Genomic DNA, 22008 nt, shown 5'->3' on the forward strand with positions numbered 1-22008 from the left:
GGGGCCTACGTGTACCGCCACCGTCCTCATGAGGCAGGATGAAGATGGCCGTCTGAATGGGTCGAGTAGGCGCGTGGGTGCGCTCGGCCGCTGTCGAAATCGACGAGTGCTGTGGAACTGAGGAGAGCAATGTCCGAACCAGCCAACGAACGTACGGGATTCCATCGAGTCCTTCTCAAACTCGGCGGAGAAATGTTCGGTGGTGGCAAGGTCGGCCTCGACCCCGACGTGGTGACCAAGGTCGCGGAACAGATCGCCGAGGTCGTGCGGTCCGGGGTGCAGGTGGCGGTGGTCATCGGCGGCGGCAACTTCTTCCGTGGTGCGGAACTGCAGCAGCGAGGTTTGGACCGCGCGCGTTCCGACTACATGGGCATGCTCGGCACCGTAATGAATTGCCTTGCTCTGCAGGACTTCCTGGAGAAAGAGGGCATCGACAGCCGCGTGCAGACGGCGATCACCATGGGACAGGTGGCGGAGCCCTATATTCCGCTGCGCGCTCAGCGTCACCTCGAGAAGGGCCGCGTCGTGATCTTCGGCGCCGGCATGGGCATGCCCTACTTCTCGACCGACACGACCGCGGCGCAGCGCGCACTCGAGATCGGCGCCGAGGTCGTTCTGATGGCCAAGGCCGTCGACGGCGTATTCACCGCGGACCCGAACCTCGACCCGACCGCGACGATGTACACGCAGATCACGCACCGTGAGGTCATCGAACAGGGGCTCAAGGTGGCCGACGCGACGGCCTTCAGCCTCTGTATGGACAACGAGATGCCGATCATGGTGTTCAATCTGCTGACCGAGGGGAATATCGCTAGGGCAGTATCCGGTGAGAAGATCGGAACGCTCGTCAAGTCATGACGCGAGTGACACGCTCGACACAGGGTTTTCTCGAAACAGAGGCAGTGACGAATCGATGCAGAACGACATGGAGGAACAGCCGTGATTGATGAAGCTCTCTTCGAAGCCGAGGAGAAGATGGAGAAGGCTGTCACGGTGGCCAAGGACGATCTCGGATCGATCCGCACGGGCCGCGCGAATCCTGGCATGTTCAATCGCATCGGAATCGACTACTACGGCGCGTTCACCCCGATCACGCAGCTCGCCAGCATCAACGTGCCGGAAGCGCGACTGGTCGTCGTCAAGCCGTACGAGGCCTCGCAGCTCGGCGCCATCGAGACGGCGATCCGGAACTCCGACCTGGGCGTGAACCCGTCCAACGACGGAAACCTGATCCGCATCTCCGTCCCCCAGCTCACCGAGGAACGCCGCCGCGAACTGGTCAAGCAGGCCAAGTCCAAGGGCGAGGACGCGAAGGTGTCCGTGCGGAACGTGCGCCGCAAGGCGATGGACGAGCTGTCCCGGATCCAGAAGGACGGCGAGGCGGGCGAGGACGAGGTCGGTCGGGCCGAGAAGGAACTCGACAAGACGACCGCCCGGTACGTCGCGCAGGTCGACGAACTGGTGAAGCACAAGGAAGCCGAGTTACTGGAAGTTTAGTCACGAGACGAGGAGTGGATCGGGGACAGTGACCGTGCCAGCAGAACACGGGACCCCAGGGGGACCCATCTCCGAGGGCGACCCCTCGGAACCGGTCTCCGAGGGTGCGCCCGCGCCGGAGGCGGCCCCGGCCGCGAAGTCGAAGGCCGGGCGTAACCTCCCCGCCGCGATCGGCGTGGGCGTCGGTCTCGGCGTCGCGTTGATCCTGATCCTCGTCTACGTGCCGCTGGTGTGGATCGGCGTGGTGGCCGTCGCGATGGCGGTCGCCACCTGGGAGGTCACCAAGCGCCTGCGGGAGACCGGGATCAGCGCCCCCCGGATCCCGCTGCTCGCGGGCGGTCAGGCGATTCTGTGGCTCGGGTGGCCGTTCGGCCCGGTCGGGGTGCTCAGCGCCTTTGCGGGGACCGTGCTGGTCTGCATGGTCTGGCGGCTGTTCGACCACGGTCTGAAGGCGACACCGCAGAATTTCCTCCGGGACACCGCGATCACCGTGTTCGTCGCCTCCTGGATCCCGCTGCTGGCGTCGTTCGCCGTGCTGATGGTGTTGCAGGACGACGGCGCCGGGCGGGTGCTGTGCCTGATGATCGGCGTGGTCTGCTCCGACGTGGGCGGCTACGCGGCGGGTGTGCTGTTCGGCAAGCATCCGATGGTGCCGGCGATCAGCCCCAAGAAGTCGTGGGAAGGGTTCTTCGGTTCGCTGCTGTTCTGTGTCATCGGCAGCCTGCTCACGGTCACCCTGATCCTCGACGAGAACTCGATGATCGGCGTGCTCCTCGGTGTCGTCCTGGTGGTCACCGCCACGCTCGGCGATCTCATCGAATCCCAGGTCAAGCGAGAGCTTCGCATCAAGGACATGGGCACCCTGCTTCCCGGGCACGGCGGCATCATGGACCGTCTCGATTCCCTGCTGCCGTCGGCGTTCGTGACGTGGCTGGTGCTCACGGTCCTCGTCTGACCGCCCTGCCGTGACCATTCCCAGCCCGAACATCTGGCACTGGCCGGAGTGGTACGAGGTCGAGAATCGCGCCCAGGACGTGGACGGGGCGATCTTCCGGCACCTGCGCGGGGCCGTGGACTGGACGGGCGGCATCGTCGCCGACGTGGGCTGCGGCTCCGGCTTCCACCTCCCGGTCTTCGCCGAGTCAGCGGCCACGGTCTACGGAATCGAACCGCACCCGCCGCTGCTGGAACGTGCCCGCACCCGTGTGGGGCACCTGCCGAACGTCCGCGTGATCGACGGCTCGGCCGAGGGTATACCCCTCGGCGACGCGAGCGTGGACGTCGTGCATGCGCGGACCGCCTATTTCTTCGGCCCCGGCTGTGGCCGCGGAATCTGCGAGGCGATGCGGGTGCTGCGTCCGGGCGGCGCGCTCGTGGTGGTCGATCTCGATGCCACGGCCCATCCCTACGGCGAGTGGATGCGGGCCGACCTGCCGCAGTACAACCCGGCGACTGTCGAGGCCTTCTTCGCGGCGCAGGGGTTCGGCCTCATGCGCGTGGAGACGCGATGGCGATTCCCGGACCGGGAAGCGCTGCGCGGAGTCCTCGGTATCGAGTTCACCAAGAAGACGGCATCGAAGGCGTTCGCGCAGACACCCGGCGTGGCTCTCGACGTGCGCTACCGCGTGCACGTCCGCCGAAAGCCCGCCGGGCTGGAGATGCTCTGACCGGTGTCGTTACCGCGGTGCGATGTGGAAAAGCTGTGCGAGTGCGTTGATCTTCTTGGCCTTCGCCAGCTTGGGGAGGTCACTGCCGTCCCGCACCCGGGAGCCGTCCTCGCCGAGGTCCGCGATCACGTCGCGCGCCCATTCGGCCTCGGCCGGGGACGGGCTCAGTGCGTCGTTGACCGGGGCCGTCTGCGCGATGGTCATGCACAGCTTCCCGGTCATGCCCATCGACAGGGTCAGCGCCGACGCGCGGACCAGGGCGTCGACGTCCGTGCCGAGGGTGGGGCCGTCGATCGGCGGTGCGATCCGGGCGGCCCGGCTGGCGACCGTCAGCCGGGAGCGGGGATAGGCCATCGCCAGCGGCGAATCGTCCATCCCGGTGTCGCGACGGAAGTCGCCGCTGCCGAACGCGAGCCGGAACGTGGCCTCCGTCCGGGCGATCTCGGGTGCCGCCTCGAGTCCCATCGCGGATTCGACGAGGGCGAGCACCTTCGTGCCCTCGGGGAGCCGCTCGGCGGTGGCGTCGACCTGCATTCCACTCTCGGTCTTGGCGAGCATGACGCCCTCGAGCCCGGGAACACCGTTCAGGGCTGCCAGATCGTCCGCCCAGTAGGGGGTGGTGGCGTCGTTGATCCGCACCCACGCGCGGCGGTTCTCGCCGAGCCAGGCGACGACGTCGGCGCGCGCCCGGGGTTTGCGGTCGGGGGTGACGGCGTCCTCGAGGTCGAGGATCACGGCGTCGGCGGCGCTGGCATGGGCCGCCTCGAAACCCTCGGGTTTGCCGGCGGGAACCAGCAGCCAGGATCGTGCTTGTTCAGCCGCGATACGCGGTGCCACAGTCGTCTCCATGTCGGCCTTCACAGTCGTGCCGTTCCGGTGATATCCACGACAGTAATTCTGCTCGCTCAGTGTCTGCGCAATCCACTTGCGTAACTAATGTTCAGTTAGAAATTACTGTTCAGGCGCCGCTGCCGGTTCGCTGCCCGACGGATCTGGATGATGCGGACCCCGCCCGCGAGGGCCATGATCACCGCGCCTGCGATCGCCGCGAACAACAGTGTGACGCCCAGCGGGAGGGTGAATTCCCAGGCGAACATTTCGAGGGTCACGCTGTCGAGGTTCTGCAGGATGAACACGAGAAGCACTACCAGAACGACGATTCCGATCACCAGACCGGTCCACGTGGCGCCCACCCGGGTGTGCTTGATGCCCTTGCGGCGTGCGACGTCGGGATGCTCGGCGCCGGCCGGTGTCGTGTCGGAGTGCGGCGGGTCGGTGGGCACCGGACCGGTGCTCGGACCACGGTGTGCCGGAACGTCCGGAGGGAAGTTCGAGGGGTCGTCCGGTGTTGTCGACATAAGTTGATCTTCACCCACCTCGGCGGGTTCCGCATGCGCATCGGGCGGCGAAACGACGTCGATCAGGCATCCGCACGACAACGACCCCCGAATCAATGGGACAATGGAGAAACTATGGCTGTCTCGCTTCCCCTCGTTTTCACCGCGCCCCGGCGTGGGATGCCGCCCAAGCATCTCGCGGACCTCGACTCCGCCGAGCGGCGGGAGGCCGTCAAGGAGCTGGGTCTGCCCGGGTTCCGGGCCGACCAGCTGGCCCGGCAGTACTACGCGCGGCTCGAGGCGGATCCGGAAAAGATGACCGATCTCCCCGCCGCCGTGCGCGAGCAGGTGGGCGCGGCCCTGTTCCCGACGCTGCTCACCCCCGTCAAGCACCTGGCCTGCGACGGCGGAGACACCCGCAAGACGCTCTGGAAGGCGAACGACGGGACGCTGCTCGAAAGCGTCCTCATGCGCTACCCCGACCGCGCGACGCTGTGCATCTCCAGTCAGGCGGGATGCGGAATGGCGTGCCCGTTCTGCGCGACCGGTCAGGGCGGGCTGCAACGCAACCTGTCGACCGCCGAGATCGTCGACCAGGTGCGTGCGGCCGCGGCCGCACTGCGCGACGGTGACGTCCACGGCGGTCCGGGCCGGTTGTCGAACGTCGTCTTCATGGGGATGGGGGAGCCGCTCGCCAACTACAAGCGGGTAGTCGCCGCCGTCCGTCGCATCACGTCACCCGCCCCCGACGGTCTCGGGTTGTCGCAACGCTCCGTGACGGTGTCGACGGTGGGTCTGGCGCCCGCGATCCGCAAGCTCGCCGACGAGGACCTCAGCGTGACGTTGGCCGTGTCTCTGCACACCCCGGACGACGAACTGCGCGACACCCTCGTGCCCGTGAACAACCGCTGGTCGGTGGCGGAGGTCCTCGACGCCGCCCGCTACTACGCGGACAAGTCCGGCCGGCGCGTCTCGATCGAGTACGCGTTGATCCGGGACGTGAACGATCAGCCGTGGCGCGCCGACCTGCTGGGCAAGAAGCTGCGCAAGGCGCTCGGACCGTTGGTGCACGTGAATCTCATTCCGCTGAACCCCACACCGGGCAGTGAGTGGGACGCGAGCCCGAAGCCGGTGGAGAAGGAATTCGTCCGGCGCGTGCTGGCGCAGGGTGTGTCCTGCACCGTGCGGGACACCCGCGGCCAGGAGATCGCGGCCGCCTGCGGGCAGCTCGCCGCCGAGAACTGAGCGTCTGCCGAACAGGCAGAAACGACAAACCCCTCGCCTGAGTGATCGGGGCGAGGGGTTCGCTCGTGGTTCGTGTTACCGGGGCTTGCGCCGCAGGACGATGTCGCGAACGAGGATCAGGACCATCAGGGCCGCGCAGCCGATCAGCCACAGGTCCTCGACCAGGCCGGTGTGGTTGCCGATGATCATGAGCAGCAGGAAGACGGCGAAGAACCATCCGAAGAACCGGAACGTCTTCGGCGCCTCACCGCTCCAGCCCCATGCCGCCGACGGGACCTCCGCGGTGTCGATGTGTGCGGCCACGATGGGGTCGCTGGACGAGGGCTCCAACTGGGTACCGGCCACGATCGATCCTCCTGCAGATTCGGTTGCGCTACTCGACATATCGTGACATACGACTGCCCGTCGTAAGTAGCGGGGCCATCCATGGCGGGCGGTCCGCATTTCATCAGGAACAATGGGTGGGTGGATGAAAACAGGCCCACTCGCGTCCTGCTGCTCGGCAGCACAGGTTCGATCGGTACCCAGGCGTTGGAGGTGGTGGCCGCCAATCCGGACAAGTTCACGGTGGTGGGACTCGCGGCCGGCGGCGGAAGCGTCGAACTGCTGAACCGGCAGATTCTTGAGACGGGTGTGTCCTCCGTCGCAGTCGCGGATCCGCGGGCGGCCGCATCGCTGGATCGGCCCGGCGTGCTGAGCGGACCGGACGCCGTCACCGAACTCGTGCGGACCACGGAAGCGGACGTCGTGCTCAACGCGCTCGTCGGTTCGCTGGGACTGGAGCCGACCCTGGCCGCGCTCGAGTCCGGTGCGCGGCTCGCCCTGGCCAACAAGGAGTCGCTCGTCGCCGGCGGCCCCCTCGTCACCGCAGCGGCGGCCCCGGGACAGATCGTGCCGGTCGACTCCGAGCACTCCGCGCTGGCCCAGTGCCTGCGGGGCGGCAGCGCGGACGAAGTGGATCGGCTGGTTCTCACCGCCTCGGGCGGACCGTTCCGCGGCTGGACGGCCGATCGGCTCGAATCGGTCACACCCGAGCAGGCCGGTGCCCATCCCACGTGGTCGATGGGGCCGATGAACACGCTGAACTCCGCGACACTCGTCAACAAGGGCCTCGAACTGATCGAGACCCACCTGTTGTTCGGCGTCGACTACGACCGGATCGACGTCACCGTTCACCCGCAGTCCATCGTGCACTCGATGGTCACGTTCACCGACGGGTCGACGCTGGCGCAGGCCAGCCCACCCGACATGAAACTCCCGATCGCCCTGGCGCTCGGCTGGCCGCACCGGGTGGCCGGCGCCGCCGCGGCCTGCGACTTCAGCACGGCGTCCACCTGGGAATTCGAGCCACTCGACTCGCAGGTTTTCCCTGCCGTCGACCTCGCCCGCGAGGCGGGCAAGGGTGGGGGATGCCTCACCGCGGTCTACAACGCTGCGAACGAGGTCGCGGCTCAGGCATTCTTGGACGGGATCATCCGGTTCCCGCGCATCGTCCGCACCGTCGCCTCCGTGCTGTCCGAGGCGCACGAGTGGTCAGCGCCACCGGCTACCGTGGAAGACGTACTGGCCGCCGACGGCTGGGCACGTGAGCGAGCACGTCAGCTCGTGAAGCAGGAAGGCTAGAACTGCATGGTGTTCGCAGTGGGCGTTGTTCTCTTCGCCCTCGGGATCGCGCTGTCGATCGCACTTCACGAAGCGGGGCACATGTGGGTGGCGCAGGCCACCGGCATGAAGGTCCGCCGGTACTTCATCGGGTTCGGACCCAAGATCTTCTCCTTCCGCCGCGGTGAGACCGAGTACGGGCTCAAGGCGCTCCCGCTCGGCGGGTTCTGCGACATCGCCGGGATGACGGCGCTGGACGAACTCGAACCGGACGAAGAAGACCGGGCCATGTACAAGAAGCCGACCTGGAAGCGCCTCGCGGTGATGTCCGGCGGCATCGGCATGAACTTCGTCCTCGGGCTCGTGCTGGTCTACGTCCTCGCCGTCGGGTGGGGGCTGCCCGACCTCAACCGGTCCACCGACGCGGTCGTCGGCTCGGTCGGGTGCGCGGCGCCGACCCAGGGTCCCGGCCCCGACTACGCCCTGTCCGAGTGCACCGGACCGGGCCCCGCCGAGCAGGCGGGCATCAGGACCGGCGACGTCATCACCGCGGTCGACGGCAAGGACACGCCCTCGTTCGCCGACGTCGCCGCCGCCACGCGTTCGCTGTCCGGTCCGGTGGACTTCACCATCGAGCGGGACGGCGAAGAGCACACGATCGTCGTCCCGGTCCAGCAGGTGCAGCGCTGGGTGCAGGAGGAGGGGGAGAGCGAACCTCACGAGGCGACGGTCGGCGCGATCGGCATCGGCGCGACCCCGAGCGTCGTCGAGCACTCGGCCCTCTCGGCGGTGCCCGCCTCGTTCGACTTCACCGGCGACATGTTCGTGATGACCGCCGAGCGGCTGGTGCAGATGCCGAGCAAGGCCGTCGACCTGTGGCACGCGGTGACGGGCGGCGAACGCGACCCGGAGACCCCGATCTCCGTGTACGGCGCCAGCGTCATCGGCGGTCAGATCGCCGAACAGGGCATCTGGGAAGCGTTCGTGCTGCTGCTCGCGAGCCTGAATTTCTTCCTCGGGATGTTCAACCTCCTGCCGCTGCTGCCGCTCGACGGCGGGCACATGGCGGTCACCGTGTACGAGCGGGTCCGGGACTGGTTCCGCAGCAGGCGCGGCCTTCCCAGCGGGGGGCCCGTCGACTACATGAAACTTCTGCCCGTCACCTATGTGGTGATCGTCATAGGCGGCGCATACATGCTCCTCACCCTGACCGCCGACATCGTCAACCCGATCAAGCTCTTCCAGTGATCGCTAAACTCGGACTTGAAGCTACGAAAGAAGGCACCCACGTGACCAGCCCTGTCGGATTGGGTATGCCCGAAGGCCCGGCCGCCGTTCTCGCACCCCGCCGCAAGACTCGCCAGCTCCAGGTCGGAACTGTCGGAGTCGGCAGCGACTTCCCGGTATCCGTGCAGTCGATGTGCACCACCAAGACCCACGACGTCAACGCCACCCTGCAGCAGATCGCCGAACTCACGGCGTCGGGCTGCGACATCGTCCGTGTCGCCTGCCCGCGGCAGGAGGACGCCGACGCGCTCGCGACCATCGCGAAGAAGAGTCAGATCCCGGTCATCGCCGACATCCATTTCCAGCCCCGGTACATCTTCGCCGCCATCGAGGCCGGCTGCGCGGCCGTCCGTGTGAACCCCGGCAACATCAAGGAGTTCGACGGACGCGTCAAGGAGGTCGCGAAGGCCGCGGGCGACGCAGGCATCCCGATCCGCATCGGCGTCAACGCCGGTTCCCTCGACCCGCGGCTGATGCAGAAGTACGGCAAGGCCACGCCGGAGGCGCTCGTCGAGTCCGCGCTGTGGGAGGCGGGACTGTTCGAGGAACACGGGTTCGGCGACATCAAGATCTCGGTGAAACACAACGACCCAGTGGTCATGGTCGAGGCCTACCGGCAGCTGGCGGCGCAGTGCAACTACCCGCTGCACCTCGGGGTGACCGAGGCCGGTCCGGCGTTCCAGGGCACGATCAAGTCGGCGGTGGCGTTCGGTGCGCTGCTGGCGGACGGCATCGGCGACACCATCCGGGTGTCGCTGTCCGCCCCGCCCGCCGAGGAGATCAAGGTCGGCACGCAGATCCTGCAGTCGCTGAACCTGCGACCCCGGAAGCTCGAGATCGTGTCCTGCCCGTCGTGCGGGCGCGCCCAGGTAGACGTGTACACGCTCGCCGACGAGGTCACCGCCGGTCTCGAGGGCATGGAGATCCCGCTGCGCGTCGCCGTCATGGGGTGCGTCGTCAACGGTCCCGGTGAGGCCCGCGAGGCCGACCTGGGTGTCGCGTCCGGCAACGGCAAGGGGCAGATCTTCGTCAAGGGCAAGGTCATCAAGACCGTGCCGGAGGCGCAGATCGTCGAAACCCTCATCGAGGAAGCCATGCGGATCGCCGAGGAGATGGAGGGTGATGCGACGTCCGGATCACCCGTCGTGACGGTCAGCTGAGTCGGCGCAGGCAGCGGGCAACGAAACGTCTCCCGTTTCCGGCGAGTTCATGGCAATCTGGTGGGCAGGTCCACTAGCTGACAAGGTTGGGTAGATGCTCAAGCTCCTCGGTGCCAAACAGTTGAGCAGTCGGGACGCAGCACACGTGCTCCGCGTTCTCGACGCCGATCCTGTCGCCGCCTGCATGGTTGCCGCTCGCGTAGAAGAGGGCGGCATCGATCCCCGGATGATCCACGGAGAGTTGTGGAGTCGGGGCGGGCCGCTCGAGTCGTTGTGCTTCTCGGGCGCGAATTTCGTGCCGCTGCGCGGCAGCATCGACGACATGCGGGCGTTCGCCGACCGCGCCTGTCGCACCCCGCGCATGTGTTCGTCGCTGGTCGGCCGGGCCGAACTGACGCTGCCGCTGTGGGAGATGCTCGAGATGGATTGGGGGCCTGCCCGCGAGGTCCGGCCCGACCAGCCGCTACTGGCGCTGGCGAGTACTCCGCAGTGCCGCCCGGACCCCCTGGTCCGGCAGGTGCGGATGCACGAACTCGAGCAGTACCTGCCTGCCGCGGTCGCGATGTTCATCGAAGAGGTCGGCATCGATCCCCGCGCCAACGACGGAGGACGAGGGTACCGGCGCCGCGTCGCCAATCTCATCGCCGCAGGCCGGGCGTGGGCCAGATTCGACGACGGTCAGGTGGTGTTCAAGGCCGAGGTCGGCTCGGTGTCCTCGCGGGTGGGGCAGATCCAGGGTGTGTGGGTGCATCCGATGTATCGCGGGCACGGGTTCGGGGCGGCGGGTACCGCGACGGTCGCGGAGGCCGTCATCGCGGAGGGCCGCATCGCCAGCCTCTACGTCAACAGTTTCAACACGGTGGCCCGCAGCGCGTACGCGCGCATCGGCTTCAGCCAGGTCGCGACGTTCGCCACAATTCTTCTGGACTGACTCGCTGTCCGCTTACCGGGTCGGCGGTGTCCGCCGACATAGCATGGGCGGCGATGAACCTGCGGCCATATTCTCACTTACGCGTCGTCCAGTCGATCGCCCTGTGCGGCGCCGCTGTGCTGACGGTGGGTCTCACGGCGTGCACGCCGAGACCGGACGGTCCGGAACCGGCCGCGCAGGCGTTTCTGACGGCCTTCGCCGAGCAGGATTCGGAGCAGGCCGCCGATCTGTCGGATCGTCCCGACGTCGCCCGCCAGGCCCTCGAGTCCGCGTGGACGTCGCTGCAGGCCGAGTCTCTCGACGCCCGGACGACGGACGTTCACGTCAGCGGTGACACGGCCACCGTCGGGTACACGTACGAGTGGCATCTGCCGAAGGACCGGGTGTGGACGTATTCGGGTGAACTTCAGATGGGGCGGCGCGGCGGCGACTGGGCCGTGCGCTGGAGTTCCACCAACGTCCATCCCCGGCTGGGGGACCGGCAGACGATGTCGCTGCGTTCCACGGCCGCCCCGCGGGCGCGGGTCAACGAGCATTCGGGGTCGGACGTCCTCGTCCCCGGCGTGGTGTACCGCGTGAAGTTCGATGTGGCGCAGTCGGGCAACGTGATCGGCAGCGCCCAGTCCCTCGCATCGGCGCTCGCCACGTTCGACAACACGCTCACCGCGCAGTCGATCGCCGAATCGGCGACGGCGGTCAAGGGCGACTACCTCGTCACGAGGCTGCGGTCGGACGACTACGAACAGGTCGCCGGCGTGCTCGGCGCCATTCCCGGTGTGAGCGTGTCCGACGAGGCGGATCTCGTGGCCACCGACCGGAACTTCGCACCCGATCTGGTCGGTCAGGTGAAGAAGACCGTGATCGACGAGGTCGACGGCAAGGCCGGCTGGAGTGTGGTGACGGTGAACCAGAACGGTGTGGACACGGACGTGCTCACCGAGACGTCGCCGCAGACTTCCCCGTCGTTCTCGATCAGCCTCGACCGTCCCATCCAGATCGCTGCGCAGAACGCCGTCAATGCTCGCACCGACCAGACGATGATGGTCGTCATCCAGCCGTCGACCGGCGACGTCCTGGCCGTCGCGCAGAACAAGGCCGCGGACAGGGACGGTCCGGTCGCGCTCACCGGCCTGTATCCGCCCGGTTCGACGTTCAAGATCATCACCGCGGGCGCCGCGATCTCGTCGGGGATCGCGACACCCGACACGATGGTGCCGTGTCCGGGACGCATCGAGATCGGTGAGCGCAGCGTTCCGAACTACAACGAATTCGCGCTCGGCACCGTGCCGATGGCCACGGCGTTCGCCCGCTCCTGCAATACGTCGTTCGCGAAACTTGCCAGCGAGATGCGTCCCGACGCATTGACGGTCGCTGCGTCGCAGTACGGAATCGGCCCCGACTACGAAGTGGTGGGCCTGCCGACCGACTCGGGTTCGGTGCCGCCGGCCGAGGATCTGGTGCAGCGAACCGAGGACGGATTCGGTCAGGGCAAGGTGGTGGTGAGCCCGTTCGGGATGGCGTTGGCCGCCGCGACCATCGCACACGGTTCGACGCCCGTGCCGCGGTTGATCGCCGGACGGGAAACCACGATCGACGGCGAGCATCCGCAGATCAGCCCGGAGATGGTCGACGGGCTGCGCGGAATGATGCGTCTCGTGGTGACGAGCGGTACCGCGGAGCGGATCGAAGACCAGGGCGAGGTGTACGGCAAGACGGGTGAGGCCGAGGTCGAGGGCGGTTCGCACGCCTGGTTCGTCGGCTACCGCGGCGACCTCGCGTTCGCGACGCTGGTGGTGCGCGGCGGCAGTTCCGACAACGCCGTCGCCGTCACCCGCGACATGTTCGCCGCGCTGCCCGAGGGGTACTGACGCCGGCCGCTGTCCACCGATCGGGGGACGCGGAATTCATCCTGGTCAGGGGCTGATCGGTGGACAGACGCTGCCGCCGGTGCGGTCCATAGTTGGTTGCAGACGGAAGAACCCGCACAGTCGGGATCGAAAAGCCAACGTGGACAGGAAGTCGGACCATGACCATCAGTGCAGAAGTGAACGGCCTGGAGACAGCGAACGGTACCCGGAGGGTGTTGTTCGTCGGGCGCCCGGGCGCCGGCACCGAGCTGACGCGGTGGGTTGCGTTGCGGCAGTGGGCTTCCGACCGCGGAATCGAATCGATCAGTGATTGCGAGGGTGACGTCGTCTGCGCGATCGTGACCGAGGACGTCCTGGACGGACTCTGCTCGCCGTCCGATGCGATGGCGATGCAGCTGGCGCGGGCTCGAGGGGTGCCCTGCGTCGGCGTTCGCGACGCACATGTTCTCGAGGATGCGATCTGACATGGGCTTCGAGATCATCGAGCGCGGCGAGACCCTGGTGGCCGGTCTGCCCGTGCGAAGCCCCCAGCGCGCGTTGGGGAAGCTGAGCGACCCTCGCCTGGACCGCGCATGGACGAGAGTGCTCCACCACGAGGTCGGGGGGCCGCTCGCCTCCACCTACATCGACTTCGCTCCCGACGTCGAGTCGTATTACACCCAGATCGTCGGGTACGAGTGTGCGACGGTGGACGACGCCACGCGGGGTCACGTCATTTCGCGGATCCCGCCCGGCACGTACGCCAAGTTCTCCTCGCGGGGAATGTTTCCCGACGTGATGCTGCGGCTGTGGGCGCAGGTCAGCGAGGCGGAGACGAACGGCGACATCGAGCGGACGTACACCGGTGACCTCGAAGCGTATCCCCACGCCTACGCCGTGGACCTGTACATTCCGATCCGCGTGGACGAGTCCGGGGCGCCGTCGAGTGCGACGGGTGAGAAGCGATGATCGAGATCGTCAAGCGGCAGGCCGAAACGTTTGTGGGCCTGACCATTCCCGAAGGCAAACCCGGGCGTCCCGGGCCGGGCCGGGAACTCGTCGACTACACGGTGGAACGGATCAGGGATCGGGGGATCTCCGAGATCTTCGTCATCTACGCGGCGTCTCCGCCGCCGCGCACGTTCACGGTGGTCGTCGGATATCCGTGCGATTCGCCCGACAAGATGGAGCCCGGCGACGTCCTGGTCGGCGTACGTGCCGGCTACTTCGCCCGATTCTGTTGCGAGGACGAATCGGAACCGGATGCGCTCGCCGAGACGTGGAGCGTCGCCGACTACGCGGCGGCGCGCGGCCGGATTGAACGTGCTTTCACCGAGGACCTCGAGGTGCATCATCCGGACGGGTCGGTCGATCTGTTCCTCTCACTGCACTGAGCGGCAACCGGGCGGGTCACTCGTGCTCGGCGAGTTTCTCGGGGTCGATCCGGGGCCCGCCCTTGCCGAGCCTCTTGTTCACGAGGACGGTCCCGGCCCACAGCACGACACCGATTCCGAGGAGAACGCCCGCGATCTGGTACTGCACCGCGGGACGGTCGGCGAAAGGAGTGACGAGGAAGCCACACGTGAGGGCGCCGATGATCGGAAAGATGGTCGGCACCCGGAAATGCTTGTGCTCCACCGGCTGTTTGCGCAAGACGAGCACGGTGATGTTGACGATCGTGAACACGCCCAGCAGCAGCAGCGCGGTGGTGCCGCCGAGTTCGGGGACCTCACCGACGAACGTGATGAGGCCGAACGCGAGGATCGTGGTGAAGACGATGGCAACGTACGGTGTGCGCCGCGTGGCGTGAACCTTGCCGAGCGGGGGAGGCAGTACGCCCTCGCGGCTCATGCCGTACAGCAACCGGCTCGCCATCAGCATGTTGATCAGTGCCGTGTTGGCGACGGCGAACATGGTGATGAACGCGAAGATTCCGATCGGGAACCCGGGCGCTCCGGCCTGAACGACCTTCAGCAGCGGAGTGTCACCCTCGCCGAGCTCGCTCACGGGTACGAGGGCGATCGCGGTGATCGACACGAACACATAGATGCAGCCGGTGATGATCAGGCCGGTCAGTAGGACCTTGGGGAAGATGCGGCTCGGTTCCTTGCATTCCTCGGCCATGTTGACCGAGTCCTCGAACCCGACCATCGCGAAGAACGCCAGGGCGGTTCCCGCGACGACCGCGCCGAGTGCGGATCGGTCGCCGGTGTCGAACGTGGCCACCCGGGAGAAGTCGCCGTCGCCGACGCCGAGGGCCCACAGCCCGATCATGATGATGATCAGGAGACCGGACAGCTCGACGCAGGTGAGTACGACGTTGGTCTTGACGCTCTCGCTGACCCCGCGGAAGTTGACGAGACCCACCAGCGTCATGAAGCCGAGACCGAGCAGGGTGATGCCGATCCCGGTGGAGAAGTCGAGGTCGAACGCCTCCACGAAATTGGCGGCGAACGCCCGCGACGCCGTCGATGCGGACGTGATTCCCGAGCACATCACCGCGAACGCCACCATGTACGTGAGGAAGTGCACCCCGAACGCCTTGTGCGTGTACAGCGCGGCGCCCGCGGCCTTCGGGAACTTGGTGACCAGCTCCAGATAGCTGAATGCGGTGATGATCGCGACGACGAACGCCACCAGGAACGGCAGCCACACCGCGCCCCCGACCTGATTGGCCACCTTTCCGGTGAGCGCGTAGATACCGGTGCCGAGGATGTCTCCGACGATGAACAGCAGGAGCAGCCCCGGGCCCATCACCCGCTTGAGGCTCGGCTGTTCGGGCGAATTCGAATCTGGTGCATTCGAACTCGTGGCGTCCGCTGTCGATCCCATGATCCACCGCCTTTCGCTACCGCCTGCGTCCCTCGTTCGAGAAGACTGTGTTCGCTAGGGGAGCAGCCCGAGCCTGCGCGCGGTGACCACCGCCTCGTGCCGCGACCGTGCGTCGAGCTTGCTCATGGCACTGCGCAGGTAACTCTTGACCGTCTCGGGTCCCACCGAGAGGCGCTGTGCTGCTTCGCTGTTGGTGCATCCCAGGGCCACGTGGGACAGGACGTCGATCTCACGTGGAGTGAGGTGGACGCCGGGGTCCTCGTCGCCGCCGTCGGCGTCCGGACACAGAATGCCCGCCAGTCGCTGCGACAGCCCGCGGAGACGGGCCTGCAACGACGTGTCGGCGACGGTCTGCGCCACACTCCGCAGCTCCGCGTGGATGTCGCGGAGCTCCTCGGTGGTGGCGCCGCCGGCACCGCCCACGTCGAGCGTCTTCATCATCTCGAGGCGGCGATCGACCTCGTCCCGGATGGCGATCTCGGTGCCGAGGCGCCGGGATGCCGCGACGACGATGTCGGCGGTGCGGTCGCCGATCGGTGCGCAGTCGCGGATGGCGGCGTAGAGCACGGCGCGCGAGCTGCCCCGCACCATGACCGGCACCGCGAGGATGGACCGGAGTCCCTCACTGAGGACGGGCCGGTCGTAGTGGTGGGTAATGGTCGAGGAGCGGCCGTAGTCGTTGACCGCCACCGGTGTGCGCTGGGCGACCACGCGGCCACCGAGACCGGAACGCGAGGGGATCGCGAGGCCCTTGAGGTTGTTGGTGCGCGTGCCGACGAACTCGCTGAGGTGCAGTGTGCCGTCCTGGACCTCGCCGCCGAACAGGACCGGCGCGAGGCCGTGAGCTGCGATGGAGCGCAGCTCACCCCGAAGTGCGTCCCCGTCCCGAGGGCGCAGCAGCGACGGTGCACGAGCAACCAAGTCGGTCACCCCTTTCCGGGGGTAGTCACAGCGGTCTGTGAGCTAGATCATAACCGTAGTGAGTTCGGGCGACGGCCCGACCATCTGTCACGGGCCATGAGAGCACAAGGAGTACCGCATGACCACCGATCCCACCGCACGCGTGCGTGAGCTGCTGGACCTGTACGACACGCCGACGGCGTCCGCCGCGGAACTGCTGTGTGATCGACACCCCGCCGACGACGTGGCATTCACCGTCGTCGAATCGGATCTGTCGTCGACGGACCTCACCTACGGCTACCTGCGCGAGCAGTCGACGCGATTCGCCGCCGCACTCGCGGACCTCGGCGTCGAGCCGGGTGACCACGTCGCGACGCTGATGGGCAAGTCGGCCGAACTGGTCGTCGCGCTGCTCGGCATCTGGCGGCGGGGTGCCGTCCACGTTCCCCTGTTCACCGCGTTCGCGCCGCCCGCGATCGCGTTCCGGCTGGGTGCGAGCGGGGCGAAGGTCGTGGTCTCCGACGCCAACCAGCTGGACAAGCTGACTCCCGGGGAGGACATCCCCGCGGACGCGTCCTGGCAGGTCGTCGTCGTGGGCGGGGCCGGCGCCGACGCGCTCGACTTCGCGACGCTCGTGGAGTCGCACGACGCCGCGGATGCGAAGGGTGCGGCCGTCACGGTCGGCGGCGACGGACCCCTCGTCCAGTTGTTCACCAGCGGCACAACCGGCACGCCGAAGGGGGTGCCGGTGCGGCTGCGGGCCCTGGCGTCCTTCCACGCCTACCAGGAGTTCGGCCTCGACGTCCGCAAGGACGACGTGTTCTGGAACGCCGCCGACCCCGGCTGGGCCTACGGCCTCTACTACGCCCTGCTCGGACCCCTCGCCGCGGGCACCCGCAGCATCCTGCTGCACGCCGGATTCTCCGCGCCCCTCACCTGGCAGGTGATGGAACGCTTCGGCGTCACCAACTTCGCCGCCGCGCCGACGGTCTACCGCAGCCTGCGGGCCGACCCCACGCCGATCCCCGAGACGGTGACACTGCGACGCGCGTCGTCGGCGGGTGAACCGCTCACTCCCGACGTGATCTCGTGGGCCGAGGCCAACCTGAACGTGTTCGTGCGCGACCACTACGGCCAGACCGAGCACGGCATGTTCATCGCCAACTCCTGGGCCGACGGACTGCGGGAAGAGGTGCGCGACGGGTCCATGGGCAAACCACTGCCGGGGTGGGCGTGCGCCGTGCTCGAGGACGACTCCGACGCGATCGCACCGCCGCGGACCCCCGGTCGGGTGGCGATCGACACCCTGGGCAGCCCGCTGATGTGGTTCACCGGCTACGTCGACGCCCCGGAGAAGACCGCGCAGCGGTTCACCGCCGACGGTCGCTGGTACCTCACGGGCGATGCCGGGCAGACCGACGAGGACGGCTTCTACTTCTTCTCCGCGCGCGACGACGACGTGATCATCATGGCCGGCTACCGGATCGGGCCCTTCGATGTCGAGAGTGTGCTCGTGATGCACGACGAGGTCGTCGAGGCTGCGGTCGTCGGGATGCCCGACGAGTTGCGGGGTGAGGTGCTCGAGGCGTTCGTGGTCCTGCGCGACGGCGTCGACGGGACCGACGAACTGGAGGTCGAGCTGCAGACGCTGGTGAAGAAGAAGTTCGCGGCGCACGCCTACCCGCGCACCGTGCACTTCGTCCCCAACCTGCCGAAGACCCCCAGCGGCAAGGTGCAGCGCTACCTGCTCCGCCAGAAGTAGGCCCTCCGGGCCCGTGCGCCTTTCCGGTAGCTCCAGCTACCAGAAAGGCGCACGGGTGCGTCAGCGCCTGCGGAGGCGGCCGACGACCAGCAGGGTGAGGAGGGTGACCGCCAGCAGCAGGGTGGTGTCGGCGGCGGCGAGGAACACCTGACCGCGGTCGGTGAGCCCGAAGATGCTCACCGGCAACGTCTTCCATGTTGCCGGGTACACCATCACGGTGGCGCCCAGTTCGCCCATCGACAGCGCGATCGACAGGCCCGCGGCGGCGCCGAGCGCTGGAAGCAGGAGCGGCAGTGTGATCCGCAGCAGGACGCGGGTGGGACCGGCGCCGAGGGATTCGGCCGCCTGCCGGTAGGCCGGATCGAGCCGGTCCAGTGCCGCCGACACGGCACTGAACGTGAAGGCCAGCACGAGGATCGTGTGTGCCAGGATCACGATCCACTTGGTTCCGCCGAGCAGGAGCGGTCGCGAGTTGAACGTGATCAGCAGGCCCAGACCGATCGCCACGGACGGGATCGCGATCGGCAGGTGAAAGACGGCGTCGGTGGTGCGGCGCAACCACGTCGGCGCCTCCCGCGCAGCGAGTGCCGCCCACGTCCCGGCCGCCAGCGCCAGTGCGCCCGCGACGAACGCCGTCTGCAGGCTGACGGTGAGGCTGGCGAGATTCTCGTCGGACAGCGCCGCCGCGAAGTTCCGGACGCCGAGGTTCGAGGGCAGTGGGCCCGTCCAGGATCCGGCCAGCGCGGCAGCAATCACGGTGACGATCGGTGCCGCGAACACGACGGTCACCACCAGGGCGAACAGGCTCAGGGTCAGCGCCCTAGATCTTGTCGTCCACAGCAGCACGGCTGCCTCCCGTCAGCTTGGCGAACACGAATCGGTACGTGCAGTACAGGGTCAGCGACAGCGCCACCTGGACGGTGGCGATCACGGCGGCGCCCGGCAGGTCGAACGTGACGATGCCGCGCGTGTAGATCAGGACGGGCAGCGTCACCACGTCCTTGGCGCCCGTGAACAGGACGATGCCGAACTCGTTGAGGGTGAGCAGCAGCACCAGCGATCCACCCGCCAGCAGTGCGGGCCATGCCTCGGGCATCACCACGGTCCGGAGTACCCGCAGCGGCGACGCCCCGAGACTGGCGGCGACGTCGAGTTGTTCGCGGGGGATCTGGGTGAACGCGGCGAGCAGGGGGCGGACGACGAACGGCGTGAAGAACGTGATCTCCGCGGCGATCACCCCGAGTGGGGTGCCGAGGAAGTTCAGCGGTCCGTCGGCGTCGCCGGTGATCCGCGCGATCAGCGCGTTCACTGCCCCGGCCGTGCCGTAGAGGAACGTGAACGCCAGCGTGATCAGGAACGACGGCAGCGACAGCACCGCGTCGATCAGCCGTCCCACGACCTTCGATCCCGTGAACGGGACGAACGCCAGCACGAGCGCCAGGAACGTGCCGAGGATCAGGCAGCCGACGGTGGAGAGGGCGGCGATCTGCACCGTCCGCCACAGCGCGGTGCGGAACAGTTCCGACCCGAGGACGCCGGACCAGGTGTCCAGACCCGAACCGGTTTCGGAGTCGAGGGATTCGGTGAGTACCCGGGCCATCGGGTAGGCGGCGAATCCGAGCACGAGGAGAAGGGGTGGGAGCGTCCACGCGATGCCCCGCCACCGGACCGGCTCGGGGCGGGGTGGGGCCGGCGCGGGCGAACGCTCGAGTGTCGCGGTCATGTCGCCGGCACCAGGACGCTGCCGTCGGACGGGAATTGCACGCCGATGACGGTGCCCGGAGCGCGCTGGTCGTGCCCGGACACGTCCGCGTCCACCTGCACTCCCTCGAAGTCGTCGACGGCGAGCGTGATCCGCGTGGTCGATCCCCGCCACACCGTCGAGACGATCCGTGCCGAGAACGAACCCCGCGCGCCGGGCGCCGTCAGCGTCACCGCATGCGGGCGGACACACAGGAACGCGGGCAGGTCCGACTCCCATTCCACGTGCCCGATGTCGGGTTGAGGGGCGGTGGCAGTGACGGGCACCCCGCCGATCGACACGAGCGCCGACGTCCCGATCACCCGGGTGACGGTGCACGGCAGCAGGTTGGCACCGCCGAGGAGTCCCGCGGTGAAACTGCTCGGTGGCCGCTTCCAGAGGTTCTCGGCGGTGTCGATGTCGGCGAGCCGAGAGTTCCGCATGACGGCGATCCGGTCGGCCAGCGCCAGCGCCTCGCTCTGATCGTGCGTGACGTAGAGCATCGCGGTGTCGGGCAGGGCCGCACGCAGTCGCGAGAGCTCACCGAGCATGCTCTCGCGCAGTTGCGCGTCCAGCGCGGCGAGTGGTTCGTCGAGCAGCAGGACTGCGGGCCGGATCGCGAGGGCCCGCGCGATCGCGATCCGCTGCTGCTGTCCGCCCGACAATTCGCGGGGCAGGCGTTTGCCATAGGCGGCCATGCCGACCATGTCGAGGGCCTCGGCCACCCGCGCGCCGATCTCCGCGCGTGGCACCCGTTGGCAGCGGAGGCCGAACGCGACGTTGTCGGCCACCCGCATGTGCGGGAACAGCGCATAGGACTGCACGACGACGCCGATTCCCCGTTTCGCGGGCGGTAGGTCGGTGACGTCGCGGGATCCGAGCCGCACGGAACCCGAAGTGGGGCGGACGAATCCCGCGAGCGCCGCGAGCGCGGTCGACTTCCCGGAACCGCTCGGGCCGAGCAGGGCCACCGTCTCACCGCGGCCGACGCGCAGGGTGAAGTCGATCAGGGCGTGGGTGACGCCGTTGCCGCGGCGGTAGCCGACGGTGACGCGGTCGAACGTGATGGCCGGCGCGGAGAAGTCGGTGGCTCCGCAGACCGCGGTGGTGTGCGACGGGTGTGCCCGCCTGGCTGGAAGTCCCGACACGATCAGCTCCCGGTGGCCTTCTGGTACGCGGCGACGTCCGAATCGAGTTCGGTGAGTACGTCGTTCCAGTTCGGCGACCAGACCTGGACCCCCTGCAGTGCCCGTGCCGGGGCGCTCTCGCCCGCGGCGGCGCGCACGTCCTCGCGGACCGGCATGCCGAGCGCCTCGTCGGCGACCGTCTTCTGCGACTCCGCGGAGAGCAGGAACTCCATCAGCTGCCTGCCTTGCTCGCTGCGGGGCGCCCCCTTCGCCAGACCCATCACGTACGGCAGGGCGACGGTGGTGCGGGTGCCGTCGGCGGCAGCGGGGAAGAAGAGCTCGAATTTCGAGCCGTCGTCGGCGATCGACGTGAGGTTCATCTGCACGTCACCGTTGGCCACGAGCAGTTCGCCGTTGCTGACCTTCGGCTGCAGCTTGCCGGTCGAGGACGACGGTCCCACGTTGTTGGCCTGTAGCTTCGCGAGGTAGTCGAGCGCGCCCTCCTTGCCCCTCAGATGCTGGAGGAGCAGTAGCACCGCGGTGCCGTCACCGGCCTGGCCGGGGCTGGAGTATTGGATCTTGCCCTCGAACTGGTCGGACAGCAGGTCGTCCCAGGTCCGGGGAGCAGGTGAGGCCGCCGGGTTGGCGATGAAGGACAGGTAGTTCTCGACGACGGGAACGTAGTGACCGCCCGCGTCCGTCTCCGCCGCGGGAACCGCGGAGGTGTCGACACCGCTCGGAACGAGGAGTCCCTGGGAGTCGGCCTTCTGGATGAACGGCGGCAGCGTGACGACGACGTCGGCCTGTGGGTTCGACGGTTCCTTCTCGAGACGGGAGACGACTTCGCCGGATCCGGCCTCGACGAGGTTCACCGCGATTCCGGTCTGTGCGGTGAAGGCGTCGAAACGCGACTGGTACCAACCGGATAACCCGTCGGCGCTGTACACGGTGACCGTGTCGGTGCCCGAATCGGCGGCGGTGCCGGTTCCGCCGCAGGCAGTTCCGAGGGTGAGGAGGGCCGCGGCCAGTGCGGCCGCGACGATCCGGGGACGAAGACGCATGGGGTGTTCCTA

23 protein-coding genes are annotated in these 22008 nt (G+C 67.9%); 14 read left to right on the forward strand and 9 right to left on the reverse strand.

Annotation, left to right across the window (positions count from 1 at the left end; all coding sequences use genetic code 11):
• The first annotated feature begins 129 nt into the window (after positions 1-129).
• The 4 genes from pyrH to FND50_RS15365 all read left to right on the forward strand — a co-directional run bounded on the left by pyrH (position 130) and on the right by FND50_RS15365 (position 3164).
• The gene (gene pyrH / locus FND50_RS15350) at positions 130-858 is read left to right on the forward strand and encodes a UMP kinase (protein WP_005240535.1); all 729 of its coding nucleotides are present in this window, start codon (positions 130-132) and stop codon (positions 856-858) included.
• Between the two features lie 81 nt (positions 859-939).
• Positions 940-1497 (forward strand): ribosome recycling factor, encoded by a 558-nt coding sequence (frr, locus tag FND50_RS15355; protein WP_005240537.1) that lies wholly within the window; start codon positions 940-942, stop codon positions 1495-1497.
• A gap of 28 nt (positions 1498-1525) precedes the next feature.
• On the forward strand, positions 1526-2452 hold the full coding sequence (locus tag FND50_RS15360; RefSeq protein ID WP_007296898.1) for a phosphatidate cytidylyltransferase: 927 nt from the start codon (positions 1526-1528) through the stop codon (positions 2450-2452).
• Between the two features lie 10 nt (positions 2453-2462).
• Positions 2463-3164: a class I SAM-dependent methyltransferase gene (locus tag FND50_RS15365; RefSeq protein ID WP_054247394.1), complete on the forward strand. Its 702-nt coding sequence runs from the start codon at positions 2463-2465 to the stop codon at positions 3162-3164.
• A gap of 9 nt (positions 3165-3173) precedes the next feature.
• On the opposite strand, the gene FND50_RS15370 is transcribed toward FND50_RS15365, so the two are convergent.
• Together FND50_RS15370 and FND50_RS15375 are read right to left on the reverse strand one after the other, a co-directional pair.
• Entirely contained in the window at positions 3174-4025 is an 852-nt protein-coding gene (locus tag FND50_RS15370; RefSeq protein ID WP_005259336.1) for a CoA ester lyase, read from the reverse strand.
• An 83-nt stretch (positions 4026-4108) separates the two neighbouring features.
• Positions 4109-4522: a lipopolysaccharide assembly LapA domain-containing protein gene (locus tag FND50_RS15375; RefSeq protein ID WP_144286271.1), complete on the reverse strand. Its 414-nt coding sequence runs from the start codon at positions 4520-4522 to the stop codon at positions 4109-4111.
• A gap of 114 nt (positions 4523-4636) precedes the next feature.
• On the opposite strand from FND50_RS15375, the gene rlmN reads away from it, so the two are divergent.
• Entirely contained in the window at positions 4637-5746 is a 1110-nt protein-coding gene (gene rlmN / locus FND50_RS15380; protein ID WP_005240549.1) for a 23S rRNA (adenine(2503)-C(2))-methyltransferase RlmN, read from the forward strand.
• A 75-nt stretch (positions 5747-5821) separates the two neighbouring features.
• Here the strand turns inward: rlmN and FND50_RS15385 are convergent, their stop codons facing one another.
• A complete protein-coding gene (locus FND50_RS15385; protein WP_005259333.1) occupies positions 5822-6091 on the reverse strand; it encodes a DUF2631 domain-containing protein in 270 nt (89 codons plus the stop codon).
• A gap of 81 nt (positions 6092-6172) precedes the next feature.
• Here FND50_RS15385 and dxr point away from each other — a divergent pair, with 81 nt between their 5' ends.
• From dxr to FND50_RS15425, 8 genes are all read left to right on the forward strand, one after another.
• Complete coding sequence (gene dxr, locus FND50_RS15390) at positions 6173-7369, forward strand: 1-deoxy-D-xylulose-5-phosphate reductoisomerase (protein WP_397493990.1); 1197 nt, start codon at positions 6173-6175, stop codon at positions 7367-7369.
• Between the two features lie 6 nt (positions 7370-7375).
• Complete coding sequence (locus FND50_RS15395; RefSeq protein ID WP_144286273.1) at positions 7376-8596, forward strand: RIP metalloprotease; 1221 nt, start codon at positions 7376-7378, stop codon at positions 8594-8596.
• 41 nt (positions 8597-8637) lie between these two features.
• Positions 8638-9795 (forward strand): flavodoxin-dependent (E)-4-hydroxy-3-methylbut-2-enyl-diphosphate synthase, encoded by a 1158-nt coding sequence (ispG, locus tag FND50_RS15400; RefSeq protein ID WP_144286274.1) that lies wholly within the window; start codon positions 8638-8640, stop codon positions 9793-9795.
• 94 nt (positions 9796-9889) lie between these two features.
• A complete protein-coding gene (locus tag FND50_RS15405) occupies positions 9890-10726 on the forward strand; it encodes a GNAT family N-acetyltransferase (protein ID WP_005240559.1) in 837 nt (278 codons plus the stop codon).
• Positions 10727-10779: 53 nt separating this feature from the next.
• Positions 10780-12594, forward strand: coding sequence for a penicillin-binding transpeptidase domain-containing protein (locus FND50_RS15410; RefSeq protein WP_186301290.1), 1815 nt, complete (start codon positions 10780-10782; stop codon positions 12592-12594).
• Between the two features lie 158 nt (positions 12595-12752).
• On the forward strand, positions 12753-13058 hold the full coding sequence (locus FND50_RS15415; RefSeq protein ID WP_005259328.1) for a hypothetical protein: 306 nt from the start codon (positions 12753-12755) through the stop codon (positions 13056-13058).
• 1 nt (position 13059) lies between these two features.
• Entirely contained in the window at positions 13060-13542 is a 483-nt protein-coding gene (locus tag FND50_RS15420) for a GyrI-like domain-containing protein (protein ID WP_144286275.1), read from the forward strand.
• Positions 13539-13967: a GyrI-like domain-containing protein gene (locus tag FND50_RS15425; protein WP_007296907.1), complete on the forward strand. Its 429-nt coding sequence runs from the start codon at positions 13539-13541 to the stop codon at positions 13965-13967. The genes FND50_RS15420 and FND50_RS15425 overlap by 4 nt, the downstream gene beginning before the upstream one ends.
• Positions 13968-13983: 16 nt before the next feature.
• Here the strand turns inward: FND50_RS15425 and FND50_RS15430 are convergent, their stop codons facing one another.
• Positions 13984-15405, reverse strand: a complete 1422-nt coding sequence (locus FND50_RS15430; RefSeq protein ID WP_054247398.1) for an APC family permease — start codon at positions 15403-15405, stop codon at positions 13984-13986.
• A 54-nt stretch (positions 15406-15459) separates the two neighbouring features.
• Positions 15460-16335: a LuxR C-terminal-related transcriptional regulator gene (locus tag FND50_RS15435; protein WP_144286276.1), complete on the reverse strand. Its 876-nt coding sequence runs from the start codon at positions 16333-16335 to the stop codon at positions 15460-15462.
• 109 nt (positions 16336-16444) lie between these two features.
• On the opposite strand from FND50_RS15435, the gene FND50_RS15440 reads away from it, so the two are divergent.
• The gene (locus FND50_RS15440; protein ID WP_144286277.1) at positions 16445-18067 is read left to right on the forward strand and encodes an AMP-binding protein; all 1623 of its coding nucleotides are present in this window, start codon (positions 16445-16447) and stop codon (positions 18065-18067) included.
• 60 nt (positions 18068-18127) lie between these two features.
• On the opposite strand, the gene FND50_RS15445 is transcribed toward FND50_RS15440, so the two are convergent.
• From FND50_RS15445 to FND50_RS15460, 4 genes are read right to left on the reverse strand one after another with little or no spacing between them, the layout of a single operon-like run.
• The gene (locus tag FND50_RS15445) at positions 18128-18913 is read right to left on the reverse strand and encodes an iron ABC transporter permease (RefSeq protein ID WP_144286278.1); all 786 of its coding nucleotides are present in this window, start codon (positions 18911-18913) and stop codon (positions 18128-18130) included.
• Positions 18888-19790, reverse strand: a complete 903-nt coding sequence (locus FND50_RS15450) for a 2-aminoethylphosphonate ABC transporter permease subunit (RefSeq protein ID WP_144286279.1) — start codon at positions 19788-19790, stop codon at positions 18888-18890. Before FND50_RS15450 ends, FND50_RS15445 begins: the two co-directional genes overlap by 26 nt.
• Positions 19787-20956 carry an ABC transporter ATP-binding protein gene (locus tag FND50_RS15455; RefSeq protein WP_144286280.1) on the reverse strand — a complete coding sequence of 390 codons (1170 nt, stop codon included), beginning with the start codon at positions 20954-20956 and terminating at the stop codon, positions 19787-19789. The genes FND50_RS15450 and FND50_RS15455 overlap by 4 nt, the downstream gene beginning before the upstream one ends.
• Positions 20957-20958: 2 nt before the next feature.
• Positions 20959-21996: a 2-aminoethylphosphonate ABC transporter substrate-binding protein gene (locus FND50_RS15460; protein WP_144286281.1), complete on the reverse strand. Its 1038-nt coding sequence runs from the start codon at positions 21994-21996 to the stop codon at positions 20959-20961.
• Between the last annotated feature and the right edge of the window lie 12 nt (positions 21997-22008).

This window comes from Rhodococcus sp. WB9, assembly GCF_007558985.1.
GTDB classification, from domain to species: Bacteria; Actinomycetota; Actinomycetes; order Mycobacteriales; family Mycobacteriaceae; genus Rhodococcus_F; species Rhodococcus_F opacus.

Coding starts and splice junctions, on each gene's coding strand:
- pyrH (WP_005240535.1), top strand. CDS start 130: ATGTCCGAACCAGCCAACGAACGTACGGGATTCCATCGAGTCCTTCTC.
- FND50_RS15375 (WP_144286271.1), bottom strand. CDS start 4,522: ATGTCGACAACACCGGACGACCCCTCGAACTTCCCTCCGGACGTTCCG.
- rlmN (WP_005240549.1), top strand. CDS start 4,637: ATGGCTGTCTCGCTTCCCCTCGTTTTCACCGCGCCCCGGCGTGGGATG.
- dxr (WP_397493990.1), top strand. CDS start 6,173: ATGGCGGGCGGTCCGCATTTCATCAGGAACAATGGGTGGGTGGATGAA.
- FND50_RS15395 (WP_144286273.1), top strand. CDS start 7,376: ATGGTGTTCGCAGTGGGCGTTGTTCTCTTCGCCCTCGGGATCGCGCTG.
- FND50_RS15405 (WP_005240559.1), top strand. CDS start 9,890: ATGCTCAAGCTCCTCGGTGCCAAACAGTTGAGCAGTCGGGACGCAGCA.
- FND50_RS15410 (WP_186301290.1), top strand. CDS start 10,780: ATGAACCTGCGGCCATATTCTCACTTACGCGTCGTCCAGTCGATCGCC.
- FND50_RS15415 (WP_005259328.1), top strand. CDS start 12,753: ATGACCATCAGTGCAGAAGTGAACGGCCTGGAGACAGCGAACGGTACC.
- FND50_RS15420 (WP_144286275.1), top strand. CDS start 13,060: ATGGGCTTCGAGATCATCGAGCGCGGCGAGACCCTGGTGGCCGGTCTG.
- FND50_RS15425 (WP_007296907.1), top strand. CDS start 13,539: ATGATCGAGATCGTCAAGCGGCAGGCCGAAACGTTTGTGGGCCTGACC.
- FND50_RS15430 (WP_054247398.1), bottom strand. CDS start 15,405: ATGGGATCGACAGCGGACGCCACGAGTTCGAATGCACCAGATTCGAAT.
- FND50_RS15440 (WP_144286277.1), top strand. CDS start 16,445: ATGACCACCGATCCCACCGCACGCGTGCGTGAGCTGCTGGACCTGTAC.
- FND50_RS15450 (WP_144286279.1), bottom strand. CDS start 19,790: ATGACCGCGACACTCGAGCGTTCGCCCGCGCCGGCCCCACCCCGCCCC.
- FND50_RS15460 (WP_144286281.1), bottom strand. CDS start 21,996: ATGCGTCTTCGTCCCCGGATCGTCGCGGCCGCACTGGCCGCGGCCCTC.